The organism is Micromonospora sp. NPDC048909, assembly GCF_040649635.1.
Lineage (GTDB): Bacteria > Actinomycetota > Actinomycetes > Mycobacteriales > Micromonosporaceae > Micromonospora.
On record NZ_JBEZFU010000008.1, the window covers coordinates 229393 to 247509 of the forward strand.

Below are 18117 nucleotides of genomic sequence, written 5' to 3' on the forward strand. Positions count from 1 at the left end.
CACGGTGCGGCCTTTGTTCGCGGCTGCGGGGCTCGCAAGCTCACTCCTCGCGCTCACAGCCGCCCCGCCCTTCGTTCCATCGCCAGCAGCCAGACCAGGTAGGCCCCGCCGAGCGCGCCGGTGACCGCCCCGACCGGGAGCTGGTGGTCGGTGAACGCCCGCTGGGCCAGCAGGTCGGCTCCGACCAGCAGTGTCGCGCCCACGCACATCGAGGGAAGCAGGTTCGGCCCCGGCGCCCGGGTGAGTCGCCGGGCCAGGTGCGGCGCGGTCAGCGCCACGAACGACACCGGCCCGGCGGCGGCCGCGGCAAAGGAGACCAACAGCACCGCCGCGGTGAGGAGCACCAGGCGCAGCCGCCGCACCGGAACACCGAGCGCGCTGGCGGTGTCGTCGCCCAATTCCATCATCCGCAACGCCGGGCCGCAGCCGAGCAGCACCACCGGCGTCAGCACCGCCAGCACGGTGAGCAGCGGCAGCGCGTCGGACCAGCCGCGTCCGTCCAGGCTGCCGGTGAGCCAGAGCATCGCCCGGGCCGCGTCCATCAGCGGCGCACGGGTGAGCAGATAGCCGTTGATCCCGGTGAGGATGGCCGACATCCCGATGCCGACCAGCACCAGCCGGTAGCCGTGCACGCCGTTGCGCCAGGCGATCGCGTAGATCAGCAGGCCGGTGGCGAGGCCACTGACCACCGCCGCGCCGGAGAGCGCCAGGCTGCTGCCGCCGAGCACGACCACCACCAGCGCGCCGGTCGCCGCGCCCTGGGTGAAGCCGAGCACGTCCGGGCTGCCGAGCGGGTTGCGGACCAGGGCCTGGAACACCGCGCCGGCCAGTGCCAGCGCCGCGCCCACCAGCAGGGCGGTGACCAGCCGGGGCAGCCGCAGCTCGGTGACGATGAACTCCTCGGCCGGGGTGCCTCCGCCGGTGAGGGTGCGTAGCACGTCGGTGGGGGTCATCGGGTAGTCGCCGCCGGCGACGGAGAGTACGCCCAGCCCGGCGGCGAGCACCGCGAAGCCGGCGCCGACGGCGAGCGCGCGGGGGCGGAAGCGCAGTGAGAAACCGCCCGGGGTACGCAGCACGGTCATGGCTTGCCCACCCTGCGTCGGGTGACCAGCCAGAGGAAGAGCGGCCCGCCGAACACCGCGGTGACCATCCCGACCTGGAGCTCGCCGGGTCGGCCGAGCACCCGGCCCAGCACGTCGGCGCCGAGCAGCAGCACCGGCGCGAGCAGCGCGCAGTAGGGGAGCAGCCAGCGCAGGTCCGGCCCGGTCAGGGCGCGGACCAGGTGCGGCACGAGCAGCCCGACGAAGACGATCGGCCCGCAGGCGGCGGTGGCCGCGCCGCAGAGCAGGGTGACGGCCACGATGACGGCCGCCCGGATCAGCGCGGGCCGCGCGCCGAGCGCCCGGGCCGCGTCGTCGCCGAGCGCGAGGGCGTTGAGCGGACGCGCGGTGGCCAGCGCGACCAGCAGGCCGGCGAGCAGGAACGGCAGCACCCGGTTGACCGTCGCCGAGTCGGCGGTGGCCAGCGAACCGACCGTCCAGAACCGGAGTCGGTCCAGCGAGGCGGAGTCGAGCAGCATCACCGCGCTGACGTACGAGAAGAGGGTGGCGTTGAGCGCCGCGCCGGCCAGCGCGAGCCGGGCCGGGGTGGCCCCGCGCCCGCCGCCGACCGCGTAGACCAGCGCGGTGACCACCGCAGCGCCGAGCAGCGCGAACCACACGTATCCGTTGAGGGCGGTCACGCCGAGCAGCGCGGAGGTGGCGACGGCGGCGGAGGCGCCGGCGTTGATGCCGAGCAGCCCGGGATCGGCCAGCGGGTTGCGGGTCAGCGCCTGCATCACCGCGCCCGCCACCCCGAGCGCCGCGCCGGCGAGCAGGCCGAGCAGGGTGCGGGGCAGCCGCATCCGGTGCACCACCGCGTACTCGGTGGAGTCGGAATGCAGCAGGCCCGACCAGACGTCGGCGAGCGGGAGCTGTTTCGCGCCCACCGCGATGCTGAGTACGGCGACGGCGACGAGCAGCAGCACGGCAGCGACCAGGCCCGCGCTGCGGGTGGCGACGCGGCCCCGCCGAGGTGTGGGCGGTGGCGGCGCCAGCGCGGGACGGCCACCCTCGGGTGGTGACTCGATGACGGACAGTGTGAACTCCGGGGTGGGGAAACGCCGAACAGGACTTGACAGCGAATTAGGTTAGGTTAACCTAACCCCGCTGTCCATGGTCACCCCCCGACCCTGATCGAAAGTCGACCCCATGCCTGATTCCGTATCTTCCCGTCGCCTGACCCGCCGTGGCCTCCTGGCCGGCGGTGCCGCCACCTTCGCCGTCCTGATGACCGGCTGCGGAGGCGGGGAGAAATCGCCCGAAGCGGCGGCGGGCACCAGCGCAGGCCCCTGGTCGTTCACGGACGACCGGAACGAGAAGGTGACCGCCGCCGGCCGGCCGGCCAGGGTGGTGGCCTTCACCGGCACCGCCGCCGCGCTGGTCGATTTCGGACTCGACAAGCAGATCGTCGGCGTGTTCGGCGAGACCAAGCGGGCCGACGGCACCGCCGACCCGCAGGCCGGCGAGCTCAACGTGGAGAACGTGGAGGTGCTCGGCAACGTGTGGGGGGAGTTCAGCGTCGAGAAGTACGCCGCCCTGCGCCCGGAACTGCTGGTCACCCACATGTACGACCCCGGCGCCTTTTGGTACGTGCCGGACGAGAGCAAGAGCAAGATCCTCCCGCTGGCACCGAGCGTGACGATCACCACCGCCCGGGTGCCGATGACCAAGCCGATCGAGCGCTACGCCCAGCTCGCCGAGTCGCTCGGCGCCGACCTGTCGGCGAAGAAGGTCACCGATGCCAAGGCCCGCTTCGAGGCGGCGGCCGAGTCGGTCCGCCAGGCGGTCAAGGCCAACCCCGGCATCAAGGTGATGGCGGCCTCCGGCAGCCCCGACCTGTTCTACGTCTCCAACCCGAAGGTCAGCACCGACCTGATGTACTTCGCCGAACTGGGCGTCGACATCGTGGTGCCCACCAAGCTCGAGAGCGGCGACTACTTCGAGGCGCTCAGCTGGGAGAACGCGGGCAAGTTCCCGGCCGACCTGATCCTGCTCGACAACCGCAACACCGCGTTGCAGCCCAAGGACCTCGGCGCCAAGCCCACCTGGGCGCAGCTGCCCGCGGTCAAGGCCAACCAGGTCACCCCCTGGGACGCGGTGCCCCGCTTCTCGTACGCCGGCGCGGCCCCGCTGCTGGAGAACCTCGCGAACGCCATCCGCGCCGCGAAGAAGGTGAGCTGATGGCCCTCGGCGGTGCGCTCGCCGTGCAGTACCGCCTCTACGCCGCGCAGGTCGCCGGCGTGCGCCGGATCGGCGTCAGCACCATCCGCGTCACCTTCGGCGGCGCCGAGCTGGCCGGTTTCGACGGCGGCGGGCGCGACCAGAGCGTCTCGCTCTTCCTGCCGCACCCCGGCCAGGACGCCCCGGTGCTCCCGGCCGAGGAGGGCGACGACTGGTTCGGCGCCTACCGGGCGCTCGACCCGCAGACCCGGGCGGTGATGCGGTCGTACACCATCCGGGCGCAACGCCCGGAGCGCGCCGAGGTGGACATCGACTTCGTCAGCCACGGCGACGTCGGTCCCGCCTCCCGCTGGGCCGGGCGGGCCCGGCCCGGCGACCGGGTGGTGCTGCTCGGCCCGGCGGTCGCCGACAACCGCAGCGTCTGCTTCCGGCCGCCTGCGGAGACCGACCTGATCGTGCTCGCCGCCGACGAGACCGCGCTGCCCGCCGTCGGCGGGATCCTCGACTGGCTCCCCGCCGACACCCCGGTGCGGGCCTGGATCGAGGTGCCCGACGCGGCCGACATCCAGCAGCTGCCGGTCGGGGCACGGGCCGAGGTGCGCTGGATCGTGCGGGGCAGCACACCGCCCGGCAGCGGCCTGCTGGTCGACGCGGTCCGCGCCGCCCGCCTGCCGGCCGGCACCCCGTACGCCTGGGTGGCCGGCGAGTCCTCGATGGTCCGCGCCGTGCGCCGGCACCTGGTCGGCGAGCGGGGCCTGGACCGCCGCCGGGTCACCTTCTCCGGCTACTGGCGACAGGGCGTCAGCGAGGACGCCCTGCGCGCGGAGGCACTGGCCGACGCCACCGCCTGAGCGCCCCGATCCACCGCAGCCCCGTGCCTCCGGCGCCCCGCCGGAGGCGGGTTCCGGCTGCCCTCATCCACTCCGTCCGCAACCGAGCGTGGAGGACCTGCCCATGACTCTGCCGGCACACACCGTGGAGGCCGTCCCGGCCTCGCCGGGATCGACCGCCCGCGCCCACCTGCTGAACGGCGACTCGGTCGCCCGCTACCGCGCGGCGCTCGCCGACGGCGTCGACCGGGTCGCCCGCCGGGTGGCCGGCGCGGAGCGTCCGTTCACCGGAATCACCCCCGACGCGTTGGCCCCGCAGATCGCCGGGATCGACCTGGACCGGCCGCTCGGCGACGCCGGCGCCGCCCTCGACGAGCTGGACGACGTCTACCTGCGCGACGCCGTCTGGTTCCACCACCCCCGCTACCTGGCGCACCTGAACTGTCCCGTGGCGATCCCGGCCCTGCTCGGCGAGGCGGTGCTGACCGCGGTGAACTCCTCCCTGGACACCTGGGACCAGAGCGCCGGGGCGACGCTGATCGAGCGCCGGCTGATCGACTGGACCGCGACCCGGATCGGGTTCGGCCCGGCCGCCGACGGGATCTTCACCAGCGGCGGGAGCCAGTCCAACCTGCAAGCGCTGCTGCTGGCCCGGGAGGAGGCCTGCCGGTCCGCGTCCACCTGGGACGCCCGGCGCGAACTGCTGCCCCGGCTGCGCGTCATCACCTCCGCGGCCGGGCACTTCAGCGTGCAGAAATCCGCCAAGCTGCTCGGGCTCGCCCCGGACGCGGTCATCACCGTCGAGACCGACCCGCAGCGGCGGATGGTGCCCGCCGCCGTGCAGCGCGAGATCGCCCGCTGCCGGCGCGACGGCCTGGTGGTGATGGCGGTGGTGGCCACCGCCGGCACCACAGACTTCGGCTCCATCGACCCGCTCGCCGAGGTCGCCGCGATCTGCGCCACGGTCGGGGCGTGGCTGCACGTCGACGCCGCGTACGGCTGTGGGCTGCTGGTCTCGCCGACCCGCCGGCACCTGCTCGACGGCATCGAACGGGCCGACTCGGTGACCGTCGACTACCACAAGTCCTTCTTCCAGCCGGTCAGCTCCAGCGCCCTGCTGGTCCGCGACGGCGCGGTGCTGCGCCACGCCACCTACCACGCCGACTACCTCAACCCGGCCCGGATGGTCGAGCAGCGCATCCCCAACCAGGTGGACAAGAGCCTGCAGACCACCCGCCGCTTCGACGCGCTCAAACTCTGGCTCACCCTGCGGGTGATGGGCCCGGACGCGCTCGGCGCCCTCTTCGACGAGGTGGTCGACCGGGCGGCCGGCGCCTGGGAACTGGTCAGCGAGGACCCCCGGTTCGAGGTGGTGACCCGCTCGTCGCTGAGCACCGTGGTGTTCCGCTACCTGCCCACCGGACCGGATCGTGAGCTGGCCGACGCGGCGAACCTTTACGCGCGGGAGGCGCTGGCCTCCTCCGGGGCCGCGCTGGTCGCCGGCACCACCGTGGACGGCCGGCACTTCCTCAAGTTCACCCTGCTCAACCCCGAGACCACCCTCGACGACGTCGGGCACGTGCTGGAACTCATCGCGGAGCACGCGAGCCGGTACGTGCACGAGCGGTCCACCGCCGCCGACCTCACCTGCCAGGTCGGCTGACCGCGTCAGCCCCGAACCCGCGCCTGGAGGGCCGGATGTCCACACACGACTTCATCGCCATCGGCCTCGGCCCGTACAACCTGGGCCTGGCCTGTCTCACCGCGCCGATCCCCGAACTGGACGGGGTGTTCCTGGAGTCCCGACCGGGCGTCGACTGGCACCCCGGCATGCTGCTGGAGTCGGCCCGGTTGCAGACCCCGTTCATGGCCGACCTGGTCAGCCTCGCCGACCCGACCTCGCCGTTCTCGTTCCTCAACTACCTCAAGGAGATCGGCCGGCTCTACCCGTTCTACATCCGGGAGAGCTTCTATCCGCTGCGCAGCGAGTACGACGGCTACTGCCGCTGGGCCGCGGCGAAGTTGCCCAACCTGCGTTTCGGGCACCGCGTCACCACCGTGGAGTACGACGAGGCCGACGGCTGCTACACCGTGCGCGCCGAGACCTCGGACGGGACGAGCACCTACCGGGCCCGGCACCTGGTGCTCGGCACCGGCACCCCGCCGTACGTCCCGGCGGCCTGCGCGGGCCTCGGTGGCGGCCTGATCCACAACTCGCGGTACCTCGAGCACCGCGACGCGCTGCGGCTGAAGCGGAGCATCACGGTGCTCGGCAGCGGGCAGAGCGCGGCGGAGATCTACCACGACCTGCTCGGTGACATCGACACCTACGGCTACCGGCTGAACTGGGTCACCCGCTCGCCCCGGTTCTTCCCGCTCGAATACACCAAGCTCACCCTGGAGATGACCTCACCGGACTACGTGGACTATTTCCACGCGCTGCCGGAGTCGACCCGCTACCGACTGGAGGCCGAGCAGAAGGGCCTGTTCAAGGGGATCAGCGCCGACCTGGTCGACGCCATCTTCGACCTGCTCTACGAGCGCAGCGTGCCCGGCCCGGTGAACACCCGGCTGCTCACCAACACCGAGCTGACCACCGCCGAGTACGACGAGGCCGGCGACGCGTACACGCTGGGGCTGCGCCAGGTGGAGCAGGAGCGCGACTTCACCCTGCGTACCGAGGGGCTGGTGCTGGCCACCGGCTACCGCTACCGCACCCCGGCGTTCCTGGAGCCCGTCCGGGACCGGATCCGCTGGGACGCGCACGGCCGCTTCGACGTGGCCCGCAACTACAGCATCGACCACACCGGCCGGGGCATCTTCCTGCAGAACGCCGGCACCCACACGCACAGCATCACCTCGCCGGACCTCGGCATGGGCCCCTACCGCAACTCCTGGATCATCCGCGAGCTGCTCGGCCGGGAGCACTATCCGATCGAGAAGAGCATCACCTTCCAGGAGTTCGGCGCTCCGGCGGGGGTGTCATGACCGACGTCTTCACCCGGGTCGACCCGGGGCTGGGCGAGTTCACGCTGCGGCCCGTCGACCCGGACACCGACGCCGCGCTGCTGCACCGTTGGGTCACCCACCCCAAGGCCGTGTTCTGGCTGATGCAGGACGCCGACGAGGCCGGGGTCGCCGCCGAGTACCGGCGGATCGCCGAGCACCCGCACCACGACGCGTACCTCGGATCCTGGCGTGGCCGCCCGGCCTTCCTCGCCGAACGGTACGACCCCGCGCACGTCGAACTCGTCGGACTGCACGACGCCCGCCCCGGCGACGTGGGCATGCACTTCCTCTGCGCACCCGCCGACGACCCGACGCACGGCTTCACCCGCGCGGTGATCACCACGGTGCTGGCCTGGATCTTCGCCGATCCGGCCACGCACCGGGTGGTGGTCGAGCCGGACGTGCGCAACACCGCGGTGCACGCCTTGAACTCCGCCGTCGGCTTCGAGGTCGTCGGCACCGTCGCCAAGCCCGAGAAGGACGCCCTGTTGAGCATCTGCACCCGTACCCGATTCCTGGCGGCCACCGGTGCGCCCATCCCCTCGGGAACCCCGGCGTGAGCGCCGCCGATCCGGTCGCCCACCTCACCCCGACGCACTGGGCGCGGGCCAACCGGCTGCTGGTCCGCAAGGCGCTCGCCGAGTTCGCCCACGAACGGCTGCTCACCCCCGAGCCGACCGGGCCGCCCGCCGGCGCGCCGGCCGGCGAGGGCCGCCGGTGGTACGCGGTGCGCAGCGACGACGGCGCGGTGACCTACCGGTTCGCCGCCCGGGTGCTCACCCTGGAGCACTGGCAGATCGACGCCGACAGCGTGACCCGGTGGCGCGGCCACGAGGAGCTGCCGCTGGACGCCGTCGACCTGGTCATCGAGCTGCGCACGACGCTCGGCCTCTCCGCCCGGGTCCTGCCGGTCTACCTGGAGGAGATCACCTCCACGCTCGCCGGCATCGCGTACAAGCTGGGCCGGCCGCCGGTGCCCGCCGCGCAGCTCGCCGGGGCCGACTTCCAGACCATCGAGACCTCGATGACCGAGGGTCACCCGTGCTTCGTGGCCAACAACGGCCGGCTCGGCTTCGGGATCGACGAATACCACCGGTACGCCCCGGAAGCGGCCCAGCCGGTCCGGCTGATCTGGCTGGCCGCGCACCGCGACCACGCCGCGTTCAGCTGCGCCGAGGACCTCGACTACGACACCCTGATCCGCGGCGAACTCGGCGCGCAGACGCTGGCCGAATTCGCGCAGAGCATGGCCGGGCTCGGCCTCGACCTCGCCGACTACCTGCTGATCCCGGTGCATCCCTGGCAGTGGTGGAACAAGCTGGCGGTCACCTTCGCCGGCGAGGTGGCCCAGCGCCGGCTGGTGCACCTCGGCCCCGGCCCGGACGAACACCTCGCCCAGCAGTCCATCCGCACCTTCTTCAACCGCGCCGAGCCGGGTCGGCACTACGTCAAGACCGCGCTCTCGGTGCTGAACATGGGCTTCATGCGGGGCCTGTCGGCCGCGTACATGGCGGCCACCCCGGCGATCAACGACTGGCTCGCCGAGCTGATCGCGGCGGACGAGGTCTTCAAGGCCACCGGGCTCACCATCATCCGGGAGCGGGCCGCCGTCGGCTACCGGCACCGGCAGTACGAGGCCGCCACCGACCGGTACTCGCCGTACCGCAAGATGCTCGCCGCCCTGTGGCGGGAGAGCCCGGTGCCCGGCCTGGAGCCGGGCCGCCGGCTGGCGACCATGGCCTCGCTGCTGCACGTCGACACGGACGGCAACTCGCTCGCCGCCGCGCTCATCGAGCGGTCCGGGCTCGCGCCCGAGACGTGGCTGCGCCGCTACCTGGACGCCTACCTGACCCCGCTGCTGCACGCCTTCTACGCGCACCACCTGGCGTTCATGCCGCACGGGGAGAACGTCATCCTGGTCCTCGACGAGCGGGACACGGTCGAGCGGGTGATCTTCAAGGACATCGCCGAGGAGATCGTGGTGATGAGCGCCGACCGGCCGCTGCCGCCGGCGGTCGAGCGGATCCGCGCCGACGTCCCGGAGGCGATGAAGCTGCTCTCCATCTTCACCGACGTGGTGGACTGCTTCCTGCGGTACCTGAACGCGGTCCTGGTCGAGGCCGGGGTGCTCAGCGAGGAGGCGTTCTGGCGGACGGTCGCCGCCTGCGGGGCCGACTACCTGGCGAGCGTGCCGCAGTTGGCCGAGCGGGCCCGCCGCTACGACCTGTTCGCCGACGACTTCGCGCTCTCCTGCCTCAACCGGCTCCAGCTGCGCGACAACCAGCAGATGGTCGACCTCGCCGACCCGTCGGCCGCGCTGCAACTCGTCGGCACGCTGGCCAACCCACTGGCGCCCTACGCCCCGAGGCGCTGAGCCGGGCGGGCGCCCGCGGCGCCGACGACCGGGCGCCGGCCCCGACCACGCGGCGAACCGGGCGGTCCACCTGGACCGTCGGTTCCCCGGGTGTCTCGGGGCCGGCGCCCCGGCTCAGAACTCCTGGTACATGACGTGCAGGCCGACCCGGCCGAGGCTCGGGTGGCGGAACGCCCCGGGCACCGTGCCGATCACCGTGAAGCCCTCCCGCCGGTACAGCTCGACGGCCGACCGGTTCGTCTCGACCACCGCGTTGAACTGCATGCCCGCGTAGCCGTTGCGGCGGGCCCAGTCGACCGCGTCCCGGCACAACGCGGTGCCGACGCCCCGGCCGCGCCCGTCCGCGGCGACCATGAAGCTCGCCGTGGCGACGTGCGATCCGGGGCCGGGCCGGTTGGCGCCCATCTTCGCCGTGCCCAGCACCCGCGCACCGTCGACCGCGACCACCGTGCGGCCCGGCGCGGCCTCCACCCAGATGCGGTACGCCTCGTCGGCGCTCAACGCGGGGTCGTAGGGGAAGGTGTCCCCGGCGCGGACGACCTCCTCGACGATCGGCCACACCTGGTCCCAGTCCTGCGTCGCGAACTCCCGGATCTGCACGGTGGGCATGCTAGGAGCGCCACCGCTGCCCGGCAACGGGTTTGCCACCGCCGCGGCCGCTCACCGGTCCCGGCTCAGCCGCGGCCGAGCGCGTCGAGTTCGGCGTCGAGCAGGTCGGCGAGACCGGCGTGCCGCTCGGGGTGGGTCTGCCGGGTCATGCCCCGGCTGGGCATCTCCACCGTCATCAGCAGGTAGAGGTGCAGCCGGTAGAGGCTGAGCCGGCGGCGGGCGCCGGCGTCGAGGTCGAACGGCTCGGCGCTGGCGCTGCGGTAGCCGCGCAGCACCAGATGGTCGGGCTCGTCCTCGGCCCGGCGCAGCAGCAGCGGGGAGACCAGGTCCAGCAGCGGGTCGCCGTAGAGGAAGCGCTCCCCGTCGACCAGGCCGGTCAACCGCAGCCGGCCGTCCGGGCCGGGCGCGACGAGGACGTTGCCGTCCCAACAGTCGAAGTGCAGCAGCGCCGGTCGGCGTACCGCGTCCAGCGCCGCGGCGTGCCGCCGGAGCAGCGCGCGGACCCGATCGGACCCGCCCGGCAGCCGGACCTCCCAGTCGGCGGCGTCGGCGAGCAGCGCCTCGACCATGGACGTGAACGCCGCCCGCCACGTCGACCCGGACGACCGCGCGTCGTCGTAGCCGAACCGGGCGCCGCTGACCCGGTGCAGCGCGGCCAGCGCCACCCCGAGATCGTGCCGGGCCGGCGCGTCGTCGGCTCCGCCGTCGGCCGCCAGCTCGGCCAGTGACCGGCCGGGCAGCCGGCCGGTGACCAGCCACTCGCCGTACGCCGGGTCGGTGCCGTGGTGCAGCACGGGCGGCACCGGCACCCGCGGGACGTGTTCGGCCACCAGCCGGAAGTAGCGGGCCTCGGCGGCGCAGAGGCCGCGCTCGTAGCGCAGCAGCCGCACCCCGCCCGGCGGCGCGACCTTCAGCACCACCTGGCGACCGTCGTCCAGGCGTACCGCCCAGACCGCGGCGAACCCGCCGCCGTCGAGCGGCCCACAGTCGGCCACCACGGCGGCGGGGCCGAACGAGGCGCGGATCAGCCGGGACACGTCGTCCGGGGTGAGGGGACGCTGGGTGGGGCTCGGCGCGCTCATCCGGCACCATCCGGCCGCGCCATGGCCGGCCGGTGCGCCGTCGAAACCCGCCGCATGGGGGCCAGGGTAGTAGGGCCGCCGCCGTCCGCGCCGCCCCGCGACCGCCGGCCGCAGCGACCGCGCCCCGAGGACCGGGGGACCGGTCTCCCGGTCGCTGGCCACCCTGCCGCTCGGCCGGAACGCCGTTCAGACCAGCGGCACCTGGGCCGGGGGCTCGGTCACGGTCCGCCCGTCGCCCGGCACGGCGGCGCCGGCGCGGATGGTCCGGCTCGGTACGACCGGCGCGTCCCGGCCGGTGCCGTGCCGCCCGGGACGGTTCGTGGCCTGCTCGTGGTAGTCCTGCTCCACGTTGACCGACCAGACGTCGTGCGCCGCGCCGTCCGCGATGTTCTCGACGGTCAGCATCGCGGTCAACATCGAGTGGTCCTGGTTGTTGTACCGGTGCATGCCGTTGCGCCCGACCGGGTGCACGTTGGGCACCTCGCGGGCCAGCCAGGTCCGGATCACGTCGATGTTGTGCTGGTAGCGCTCGTCGTACACCGGGTAGGCCTTGGGCATCCGCACCACGTAGCCGGTCTCGACGGCGCCCGGCCGGGCCAGGCCGAGCCGTTCCAGCTCGGCGGTCGCCATGGCCACCAGGTCGGCGTCCGGGGTACGCCACATCTCGTCGTCCTCGAACACGAAGTACTCCAACCCGAGGCAGGTGCGCCCGTCCTTCACCAGGTGCGGTGACCACGAGCCGAAGTTCTGGATCCGGCCGACCCGGACCGCCGGGTCGTGCACGTAGATCCAGTTGTCCGGGAACGAGAACTTCGCCGGCAACACCAGCGCCACCGTCAGGAAGTCGCGGTAGCGCAGGTCGGCGGCGCAGGCGAGCACCTCTGCCGGCGCCGCCGGGCGCAACGCGGCCACCAGCTCGGAGATCGGCATCGAGGAGATCACGTGCTCGGCCGGCTCGGACCGCTGGCCGCCCCCGCCGTTGACGGTGACCGCGACGGCCCGCCGCCGGGCGGGATCCCGGTGTACCGCCGTCACCCAGGTCCCGGTGTCGATCCGCCCGCCTCGGCCGCGCACCTGTTCGGCGCAGCGCTCCCACATCATGCCCGGGCCGTACTTCGGGTACTGGAACTCCTCGATCAGACTCGTCACGTCGTCGCGGCCGCGCCCCAGCGGCAGCGCGTTGCGCACCGCCCTGGCCAGCGACAGGTTCTTGATCCGCTGCGCGGCCCAGTCCGCCTGGAGCTGGTCGGCGGGCATGCCCCAGACCTTCTCGGTGTACGTCTTGAAGAACATCGAGTACAGCCGCCAGCCGAAGCGCGCCGACACCCAGCCCTCGAAGTGCGACTGGTCCCGTGGTGGGCGCAGCCGGGCCCGGGCGTACGAGCCCATGCACAGCGCTGCCTCCCACAGGCCCAGGTTGCGCAGGGCGTTGACGGCGCTGAGCGGGTAGTTGAACAGCGCCCCCCGGTAGAAGATCCGGCTCATCCGGGGCCGGAGCAGGAAGTCCTCGTCCGGCAGGATCTCGTGCCAGAACGCTTCCACCCGTGGCACCTTCGTGAAGAACCGATGCCCGCCGATGTCGAAGCGCCAGCCGTCGCGCTCCACCGTCCGGCTGATGCCGCCCACCACCTCGTCGGCCTCGAACACGCGTACCAGCTCGCCCCGCCGGAGCAGCTCGTATGCCGCCGTGAGGCCTGCCGGCCCCGCGCCGATGACCACCGTGCCGTGCTGCTCGCCCATTCGTCGCGCTCCCTGTAGCCGGGCCGCTGTCCAGGCGCGCCGCCTACCCGCTATCCGGGCGATGTCACCCGGCGGAGCGGATGAACCCCACCCTGCGCCGATGTTCACTGCGGTGCCGGAGGTGTCAACGGCGCGGCAAAGGGGATCCGGCGGGGCGTTCGCGGCCTCACGGGTCGGCCGCGGGCCGCGGGGGACACCATGGCCGAGCGGTGGCGGAACACCACGGGCACGCGGCGTCGCGTGGCGGGCCAGCGCGCCCGGCTGGCGGAGCTCTCCGCCGGGGCGGCCCGGATCGGCCGGCGGGTGCCGGCTCCGTGGCCCTTCGTCCTGGGGCTCTTCGTCGGGTCGAAGGTCGTGCTCACCCTGGTCGGGCTGGTCGTCCTGCATGCCTGGGACGGCATCCCCGGCGCCCCTCCGGCCGACGAGTCGCTGATGTGGGCCGAGCAGCGGGAGATCTCCGGACACCGCTGGATCTCGCTCTGGTTCGCCTGGGACTCGTTTCTCTACCTGCGGCTCACCGAGCTTCCGCTGACCGAACCGTGGCGCGATTTCGGCTTCCCGCTGCTCTACCCGTTCCTGGCCCGGCCGGTCGGGGCCGTGCTGGGCGGAAACAACGCCCTGGCGCTGCTGTTGATCAGCAACGTCGCGTTCCTGTTCCTGCTGTACTTCGGCTACCGACTGGGGGAGCGGCTGCTCGGCGACGACGCCGCGGCCCGGCGATTTCTCCGTTACCTGCTGCTCATGCCGGCGGCCTTCCTCTTCCATGCGGCGCTGACCGAGTCGCTCTTCCTCTGCCTCGCGCTGGCCGCGTTCCACTACGCCGAACGACGGCGATGGTTGGTGGTCGGCGTGGTGGGCTTCTTCCTCGCGCTCAGCCGGTCGGTCGGGTTCTTCGTGGTGCTGCCACTGGCCCTGCTGCTGCTGCGACAGCACGGCTGGCGGTTCGACCCGCGGGCCTTGCGGGGGTACGTCCGCACCGGCTGGCCGCTGCTGCTGCTGCCCGCCGGCTGGCTCAGCTTCATGGCGTTCTGCCGGTGGCAGAGCGGGGACTGGTTCGCCTACCAGCACGCCCAGCAGACCGGGTGGGGAATCAGGGTGCAGAACCCGTTCGGGGTGCTGGCCGGCGGGCTCGTCGCGGGGCCGCTCGACGCCGTGCGGGTGTGCTTCGCGATCGCCGTGCTGGCGGTCCTGGTCGTCGGGCTGCGCCGGCGCGAGCTGCCCTACCTCGTCTACGGGCTGCTCATGGTTCTGGTGCCGCTCTCGATGGGCCCGCCCGTGTACAAGAGTCTGCTGCGGTACCTGCTCGCCGCGTTCCCGGTCTGCCTGGTGCTCGCCCGGTGGGCCCGCAACGCCACGCTCGACGTCTGGCTGACCGCCGTCCTCGCGCTCGTCCAGGGCGCGCTGTTCGTGCTGTGGCTGACCTACTGGACACACGTCGTCATCTGAGCGGCCAGCGGTGACGCCCTCCTGTCGGTGCCCGTCCCTAGACTCCGCGGCCATGGTGATGGTGAGGTTCGTCGACGAGACCACCGCCGGCTCCCGGGCCGAGGCGTGGCACCTGGAGATCTTCGAGGAGCGGCTGGCGCTGCGGGAGCTGATCCGCCGCCGCGTCTTCCAGGAGGTGGCCGAGTACAACGCCCGGCAGCCCGAGGTCTTCCGCGGACTGGTGCAGCCCGGCGGCGCCGAGCAGACCCTCAACGGCTACCGGCTGCGCCAGCCCCGCCGGGTCGACGCCGAGGAGCAGTTCACCCGCGCCGTCGAGGCGTTCGGCCGCAACGGTTTCGTGGTGCTCGTCGACGATCGGCAGGTCGACCAGCTCGACGCCGAGGTGCAGCTCAGCTCCGGCACCGAGGTCTGCTTTCTCAAGCTCGTCCCGCTGGTCGGTGGCTGATGACCACCACCTCCTTCTACCCGGAGCGCGTCGAGGCCGTCCGCCGGCACGCCGCCGACGACGACACCGCCGCGCTGGTCGCGGAGCTGGCCGAGATCGCCTGCCTCAACGGCGGCCACTGGGGCTACGACGGCCGGGCGGTCACCGACGTGCTCGACGGGCTCCCCGACGACCGGCGGATCCGGCTCGCCACCGCGCTGGTCGACCGGCTCGAGGCCGGCGACCCCGACGACGGCACGTCGCTGGACACCCTGCTGACCATCCTGGTCCGGCACCTGCGCGCGGTGGTCCCGGTCGCCGACGCGCGGCGCCTGCTCGGGTACGCCGCGCGGCAGTGGACGTGGTGGCCGGCCGACGAACTCGGCGGGCTCGCCCGGGTGGTCCACGACGCCGACGGGACACTGCCCGGGCAGCTCGTCGCGGTCCTGCGCCGCACCCTGCTGAACGTCTACCGCAGCGGGGCCGTCCTTGAGGACCTGGTCCGGGAGGTCCGCGAACCGCTGCTCAACCCGGGCGAGGCGTGGGCCGACCGGGTGCTCGCCGAGCTGCCCGGCCTCGGCGCCGGCTGGCCGGAGCTGGTGGCCCACACGCTCACCGCCACCGCGGCCCGGCCCACCGCCAAGTGGGAGCGGCAGGCCGGCACGCTGCTCGACCGGGTCGGGCGCGACGCGTACCGCGACGTCGCGCTCGGCTGGCTGTCCCTGGTCGGCTGGCCCCGCACCGCACCACTGCGGCCCGCCGCCTTCGGCTACGACATCTCCCAGGCGTACGACCCCTACAACGCGACCGCGCTGCGGGGCGTGCTCTGGCTGCTCGCCCTGGCCGGGGCCGACGACGCCGGCGCCACCCGTGAGCTGGGCCGGCTGGTGGAGACCTCGCTGCGCAAGGTGCCCGGCCTCGGGCCGCGCAACCCGAAGGTGGCCAACGCGGCGGTGCACGCGCTCTCCCGCCTCGACGGCGAGCACGCGCTGGCCCAGCTCGCCCGCCTGACCGCCCGGATCACCTACAAGGGCACGCTCAAGGAGCTCAACGCGGCGCTCGACCGGCGGGCCACCGCGCTCAGGCTGTCCCGGGCCGAGGTGGAGGAGCTGGCGGTGCCCGCGTACGGCCTGACCGAGGTGGGGCGCCGCGTGGAGACGCTCGGCGACGCCACCGCGGAGCTGGTGGTGGAGGCCGGCGGGGTCGCCCTGCGCTGGCGCAACGCCGCCGGACGTCCGGTTCGGACGGTGCCCGCCGCAGTGCGCCGTGACCACGCCGACGAGCTGCGCGAGCTCAAGGCGGCGGTCAAGGACGTCGACAAGATGCTTTCCGCGCAGGCCGAGCGGCTGGACCGCCAGTTCCTCGCCCAGCGGTGCTGGCGCTTCGCCGCCTGGCGGGCCCGTTACCTGGACCATCCCCTCGTCGGCACGCTCGGGCGGCGGCTGATCTGGCTGGTCGACGGCGTGCCGTGCGGCTTCGCCGGGGGCGCGCTGCGCACCGTCGACGGTGCCGCGGTGGCACCGGGCGACGACGCCGAGGTGCGGCTCTGGCACCCGATCGGCCGCGCCGTCGCCGAGGTGCTGGCCTGGCGTGAGTGGCTGGAGCGGCACGCCGTGGTGCAGCCGTTCAAACAGGCCCACCGGGAGGTCTACCTGCTCACCGCCGCCGAGGAGCGCACCGGCGTCTACTCCAACCGGTTCGCCGCGCACGTGCTGCGCCAGCACCAGTTCCACGCGCTGGCGGCGGTGCGCGGCTGGCGTAACCGGCTGCGCCTGATGGTCGACGACAGCTATCCGCCGGCCAGCCGGGAGCTGCCCGAGTGGGGCCTGCGTGCCGAGTACTGGGTGGAGGGCGCCGGCGACGAGTACGGCACGGACACCACCGAGGCGGGCGCCTACCTGCGGGTGGTGACCGACCAGGTGCGCTTCTACCCGTTGGCCGCGCCGGAGAACAACGCGCACGCCGGCGGCGGTGGCTACGAGCAGTGGGTCCGCCCGGGCGCGGATCCGGTCGCGCCGCTGCCGCTGGAGCAGATCCCGCCGCTGGTGTTCAGCGAGGTGATGCGCGACGTCGACCTCTTCGTCGGCGTGGCCAGTGTGGGCAACGACCCGACCTGGCAGGACGGCGGACCGGCCGGGCGATACCGGGAGTACTGGCACTCGTACGGCTTCGGTGAGCTCTCCGGCACCGCGGAGACCCGACGGGACCTGCTCGCCCGGCTGGTGCCCCGGCTGGCGATCGCGGACCGGTGCCGGGTCGAGGGGAGGTTCCTGGTGGTCCGGGGAGACCTGCGCAGCTACCAGATCCACCTCGGGTCGGGCAACATCCTGATGAGCCCCAACGACGAATATCTCTGCATCGTGCCGCAGCAGTCGGCGGCGGTCGGGGCCGGCGACGTGTTCCTGCCGTTCGAGGGCGACCGGATGCTCGGCGTCATCCTCAGCAAGGCGCTGCTGCTCGCCCGGGACACCGAGATCACCGACCCGACGATCCTCGCCCAGCTGCGCCGCCGCTGAGCCGGTCGGGCGGGGACGGCAGGATGGTGTCCCGGGTCGGCCGCCCCCGTCGACCCTCGACCAGCCACCGGAGGTCCGGTTGTTCGCGTTGCCCCTCACCACCGACGTCGAGCTGCGCCCGCTCGAACCCTGGCGGGCCGAGGAGTTCCTCGCCCACCTGGACCGGGCCCGGGAGCACATCGCCCCCTGGGTGCCGGCCACCTTCGTGGCCACCGACCTGACCGCGGCGCGGGCCGTGCTCCAGCGCTCAGCCGACGCCTGGGCCCGCGACGCTGGCGGCGTCTGGGGGCTCTGGTGGCGGGGGACGCTGGTCGGCGGCGTCATGCTCGTCTCGTTCGACGTGAGCCGGGGCGTCTGCGAGGTCGGCTGCTGGTCGGAGCCGGCCGCGCAGGGGCGGGGCATGGTCGGCCGTGCCGTGCGTGCGCTCGTCGACTGGGCGGTGCGGGAGCGCGGTATCCAGCGGGTGGAGTGGCGGACCAGGGCGGACAACGTCCGCAGCATCGCCCTGGCCCGCCGGCTGGGCCTGCGCCGCGACGGTACGCTCCGGCAGGTCCTTCCCGGCCCGACCGGCCGGCTCGACCTGGAGATCTGGTCGGTGCTGGCCGACGAGTGGCAGTCCACCTCGCCCGCCGACGAGCAGCGGACCGGGTTGCCCGCCGGCGAGCGGGCCGCTGACTCAACCCGGGGCGAGCACGCCGTCGAGTGACCGGGGCGACCGGTCCAGGTTCAGCGCCTCGAGGGTTCGGGGCCGTCATCCCGCGCCCGGATCGGGGTGCCCGGCGCATCTTCGCCGCCGTCGACGCGTG

15 protein-coding genes are annotated in these 18117 nt (G+C 73.4%); 10 read left to right on the forward strand and 5 right to left on the reverse strand.

Annotated elements, in window-relative coordinates:
* Positions 1-53: 53 nt before the first annotated feature.
* Positions 54-1082, reverse strand: a complete 1029-nt coding sequence (locus tag AB0C04_RS22505) for an iron chelate uptake ABC transporter family permease subunit (protein WP_357057673.1) — start codon at positions 1080-1082, stop codon at positions 54-56.
* Positions 1079-2026, reverse strand: a complete 948-nt coding sequence (locus AB0C04_RS22510; protein ID WP_357057675.1) for an iron chelate uptake ABC transporter family permease subunit — start codon at positions 2024-2026, stop codon at positions 1079-1081. The genes AB0C04_RS22505 and AB0C04_RS22510 overlap by 4 nt, the downstream gene beginning before the upstream one ends.
* 223 nt (positions 2027-2249) lie before the next feature.
* Between AB0C04_RS22510 and AB0C04_RS22515 the strand changes: the two genes are divergently transcribed.
* From AB0C04_RS22515 to AB0C04_RS22540, 6 genes are all read left to right on the forward strand, one after another.
* Positions 2250-3281 (forward strand): ABC transporter substrate-binding protein, encoded by a 1032-nt coding sequence (locus AB0C04_RS22515; RefSeq protein ID WP_357057677.1) that lies wholly within the window; start codon positions 2250-2252, stop codon positions 3279-3281.
* Complete coding sequence (locus tag AB0C04_RS22520) at positions 3281-4132, forward strand: siderophore-interacting protein (RefSeq protein WP_357057679.1); 852 nt, start codon at positions 3281-3283, stop codon at positions 4130-4132. Before AB0C04_RS22515 ends, AB0C04_RS22520 begins: the two co-directional genes overlap by 1 nt.
* Before the next feature lie 103 nt (positions 4133-4235).
* Positions 4236-5774 carry an aspartate aminotransferase family protein gene (locus AB0C04_RS22525; RefSeq protein WP_357057681.1) on the forward strand — a complete coding sequence of 513 codons (1539 nt, stop codon included), beginning with the start codon at positions 4236-4238 and terminating at the stop codon, positions 5772-5774.
* Positions 5775-5809: 35 nt separating this feature from the next.
* Positions 5810-7099: a lysine N(6)-hydroxylase/L-ornithine N(5)-oxygenase family protein gene (locus AB0C04_RS22530; protein ID WP_357057683.1), complete on the forward strand. Its 1290-nt coding sequence runs from the start codon at positions 5810-5812 to the stop codon at positions 7097-7099.
* A complete protein-coding gene (locus AB0C04_RS22535; protein ID WP_357057685.1) occupies positions 7096-7680 on the forward strand; it encodes a GNAT family N-acetyltransferase in 585 nt (194 codons plus the stop codon). Before AB0C04_RS22530 ends, AB0C04_RS22535 begins: the two co-directional genes overlap by 4 nt.
* A complete protein-coding gene (locus AB0C04_RS22540; RefSeq protein WP_357057687.1) occupies positions 7677-9494 on the forward strand; it encodes an IucA/IucC family siderophore biosynthesis protein in 1818 nt (605 codons plus the stop codon). Before AB0C04_RS22535 ends, AB0C04_RS22540 begins: the two co-directional genes overlap by 4 nt.
* Positions 9495-9608: 114 nt before the next feature.
* Here the strand turns inward: AB0C04_RS22540 and AB0C04_RS22545 are convergent, their stop codons facing one another.
* From AB0C04_RS22545 to AB0C04_RS22555, 3 genes are all read right to left on the reverse strand, one after another.
* The gene (locus AB0C04_RS22545) at positions 9609-10094 is read right to left on the reverse strand and encodes a GNAT family N-acetyltransferase (protein ID WP_357057689.1); all 486 of its coding nucleotides are present in this window, start codon (positions 10092-10094) and stop codon (positions 9609-9611) included.
* Between the two features lie 74 nt (positions 10095-10168).
* On the reverse strand, positions 10169-11185 hold the full coding sequence (locus AB0C04_RS22550; RefSeq protein WP_357057691.1) for an aminoglycoside phosphotransferase family protein: 1017 nt from the start codon (positions 11183-11185) through the stop codon (positions 10169-10171).
* 186 nt (positions 11186-11371) lie between these two features.
* On the reverse strand, positions 11372-12925 hold the full coding sequence (locus AB0C04_RS22555; protein ID WP_357057693.1) for an NAD(P)/FAD-dependent oxidoreductase: 1554 nt from the start codon (positions 12923-12925) through the stop codon (positions 11372-11374).
* A gap of 240 nt (positions 12926-13165) precedes the next feature.
* On the opposite strand from AB0C04_RS22555, the gene AB0C04_RS22560 reads away from it, so the two are divergent.
* The 4 genes from AB0C04_RS22560 to AB0C04_RS22575 all read left to right on the forward strand — a co-directional run bounded on the left by AB0C04_RS22560 (position 13166) and on the right by AB0C04_RS22575 (position 18017).
* Positions 13166-14371, forward strand: coding sequence for a hypothetical protein (locus AB0C04_RS22560; RefSeq protein ID WP_357057695.1), 1206 nt, complete (start codon positions 13166-13168; stop codon positions 14369-14371).
* 52 nt (positions 14372-14423) lie between these two features.
* Positions 14424-14816 (forward strand): hypothetical protein, encoded by a 393-nt coding sequence (locus tag AB0C04_RS22565; RefSeq protein ID WP_357057697.1) that lies wholly within the window; start codon positions 14424-14426, stop codon positions 14814-14816.
* On the forward strand, positions 14816-17311 hold the full coding sequence (locus AB0C04_RS22570) for a DUF4132 domain-containing protein (RefSeq protein WP_357057699.1): 2496 nt from the start codon (positions 14816-14818) through the stop codon (positions 17309-17311). The genes AB0C04_RS22565 and AB0C04_RS22570 overlap by 1 nt, the downstream gene beginning before the upstream one ends.
* Before the next feature lie 79 nt (positions 17312-17390).
* Positions 17391-18017: a GNAT family protein gene (locus AB0C04_RS22575; protein ID WP_357057701.1), complete on the forward strand. Its 627-nt coding sequence runs from the start codon at positions 17391-17393 to the stop codon at positions 18015-18017.
* Positions 18018-18117 lie beyond the last annotated feature (100 nt).

Bases quoted from the DNA above. Each gene is read 5' to 3' on its own strand.
- AB0C04_RS22515 (WP_357057677.1), top strand. From the start codon at position 2,250: ATGCCTGATTCCGTATCTTCCCGTCGCCTGACCCGCCGTGGCCTCCTG.
- AB0C04_RS22505 (WP_357057673.1), bottom strand. From the start codon at position 1,082: ATGACCGTGCTGCGTACCCCGGGCGGTTTCTCACTGCGCTTCCGCCCC.
- AB0C04_RS22525 (WP_357057681.1), top strand. From the start codon at position 4,236: ATGACTCTGCCGGCACACACCGTGGAGGCCGTCCCGGCCTCGCCGGGA.
- AB0C04_RS22520 (WP_357057679.1), top strand. From the start codon at position 3,281: ATGGCCCTCGGCGGTGCGCTCGCCGTGCAGTACCGCCTCTACGCCGCG.
- AB0C04_RS22565 (WP_357057697.1), top strand. From the start codon at position 14,424: ATGGTGATGGTGAGGTTCGTCGACGAGACCACCGCCGGCTCCCGGGCC.
- AB0C04_RS22555 (WP_357057693.1), bottom strand. From the start codon at position 12,925: ATGGGCGAGCAGCACGGCACGGTGGTCATCGGCGCGGGGCCGGCAGGC.
- AB0C04_RS22570 (WP_357057699.1), top strand. From the start codon at position 14,816: ATGACCACCACCTCCTTCTACCCGGAGCGCGTCGAGGCCGTCCGCCGG.
- AB0C04_RS22550 (WP_357057691.1), bottom strand. From the start codon at position 11,185: ATGAGCGCGCCGAGCCCCACCCAGCGTCCCCTCACCCCGGACGACGTG.
- AB0C04_RS22535 (WP_357057685.1), top strand. From the start codon at position 7,096: ATGACCGACGTCTTCACCCGGGTCGACCCGGGGCTGGGCGAGTTCACG.
- AB0C04_RS22530 (WP_357057683.1), top strand. From the start codon at position 5,810: ATGTCCACACACGACTTCATCGCCATCGGCCTCGGCCCGTACAACCTG.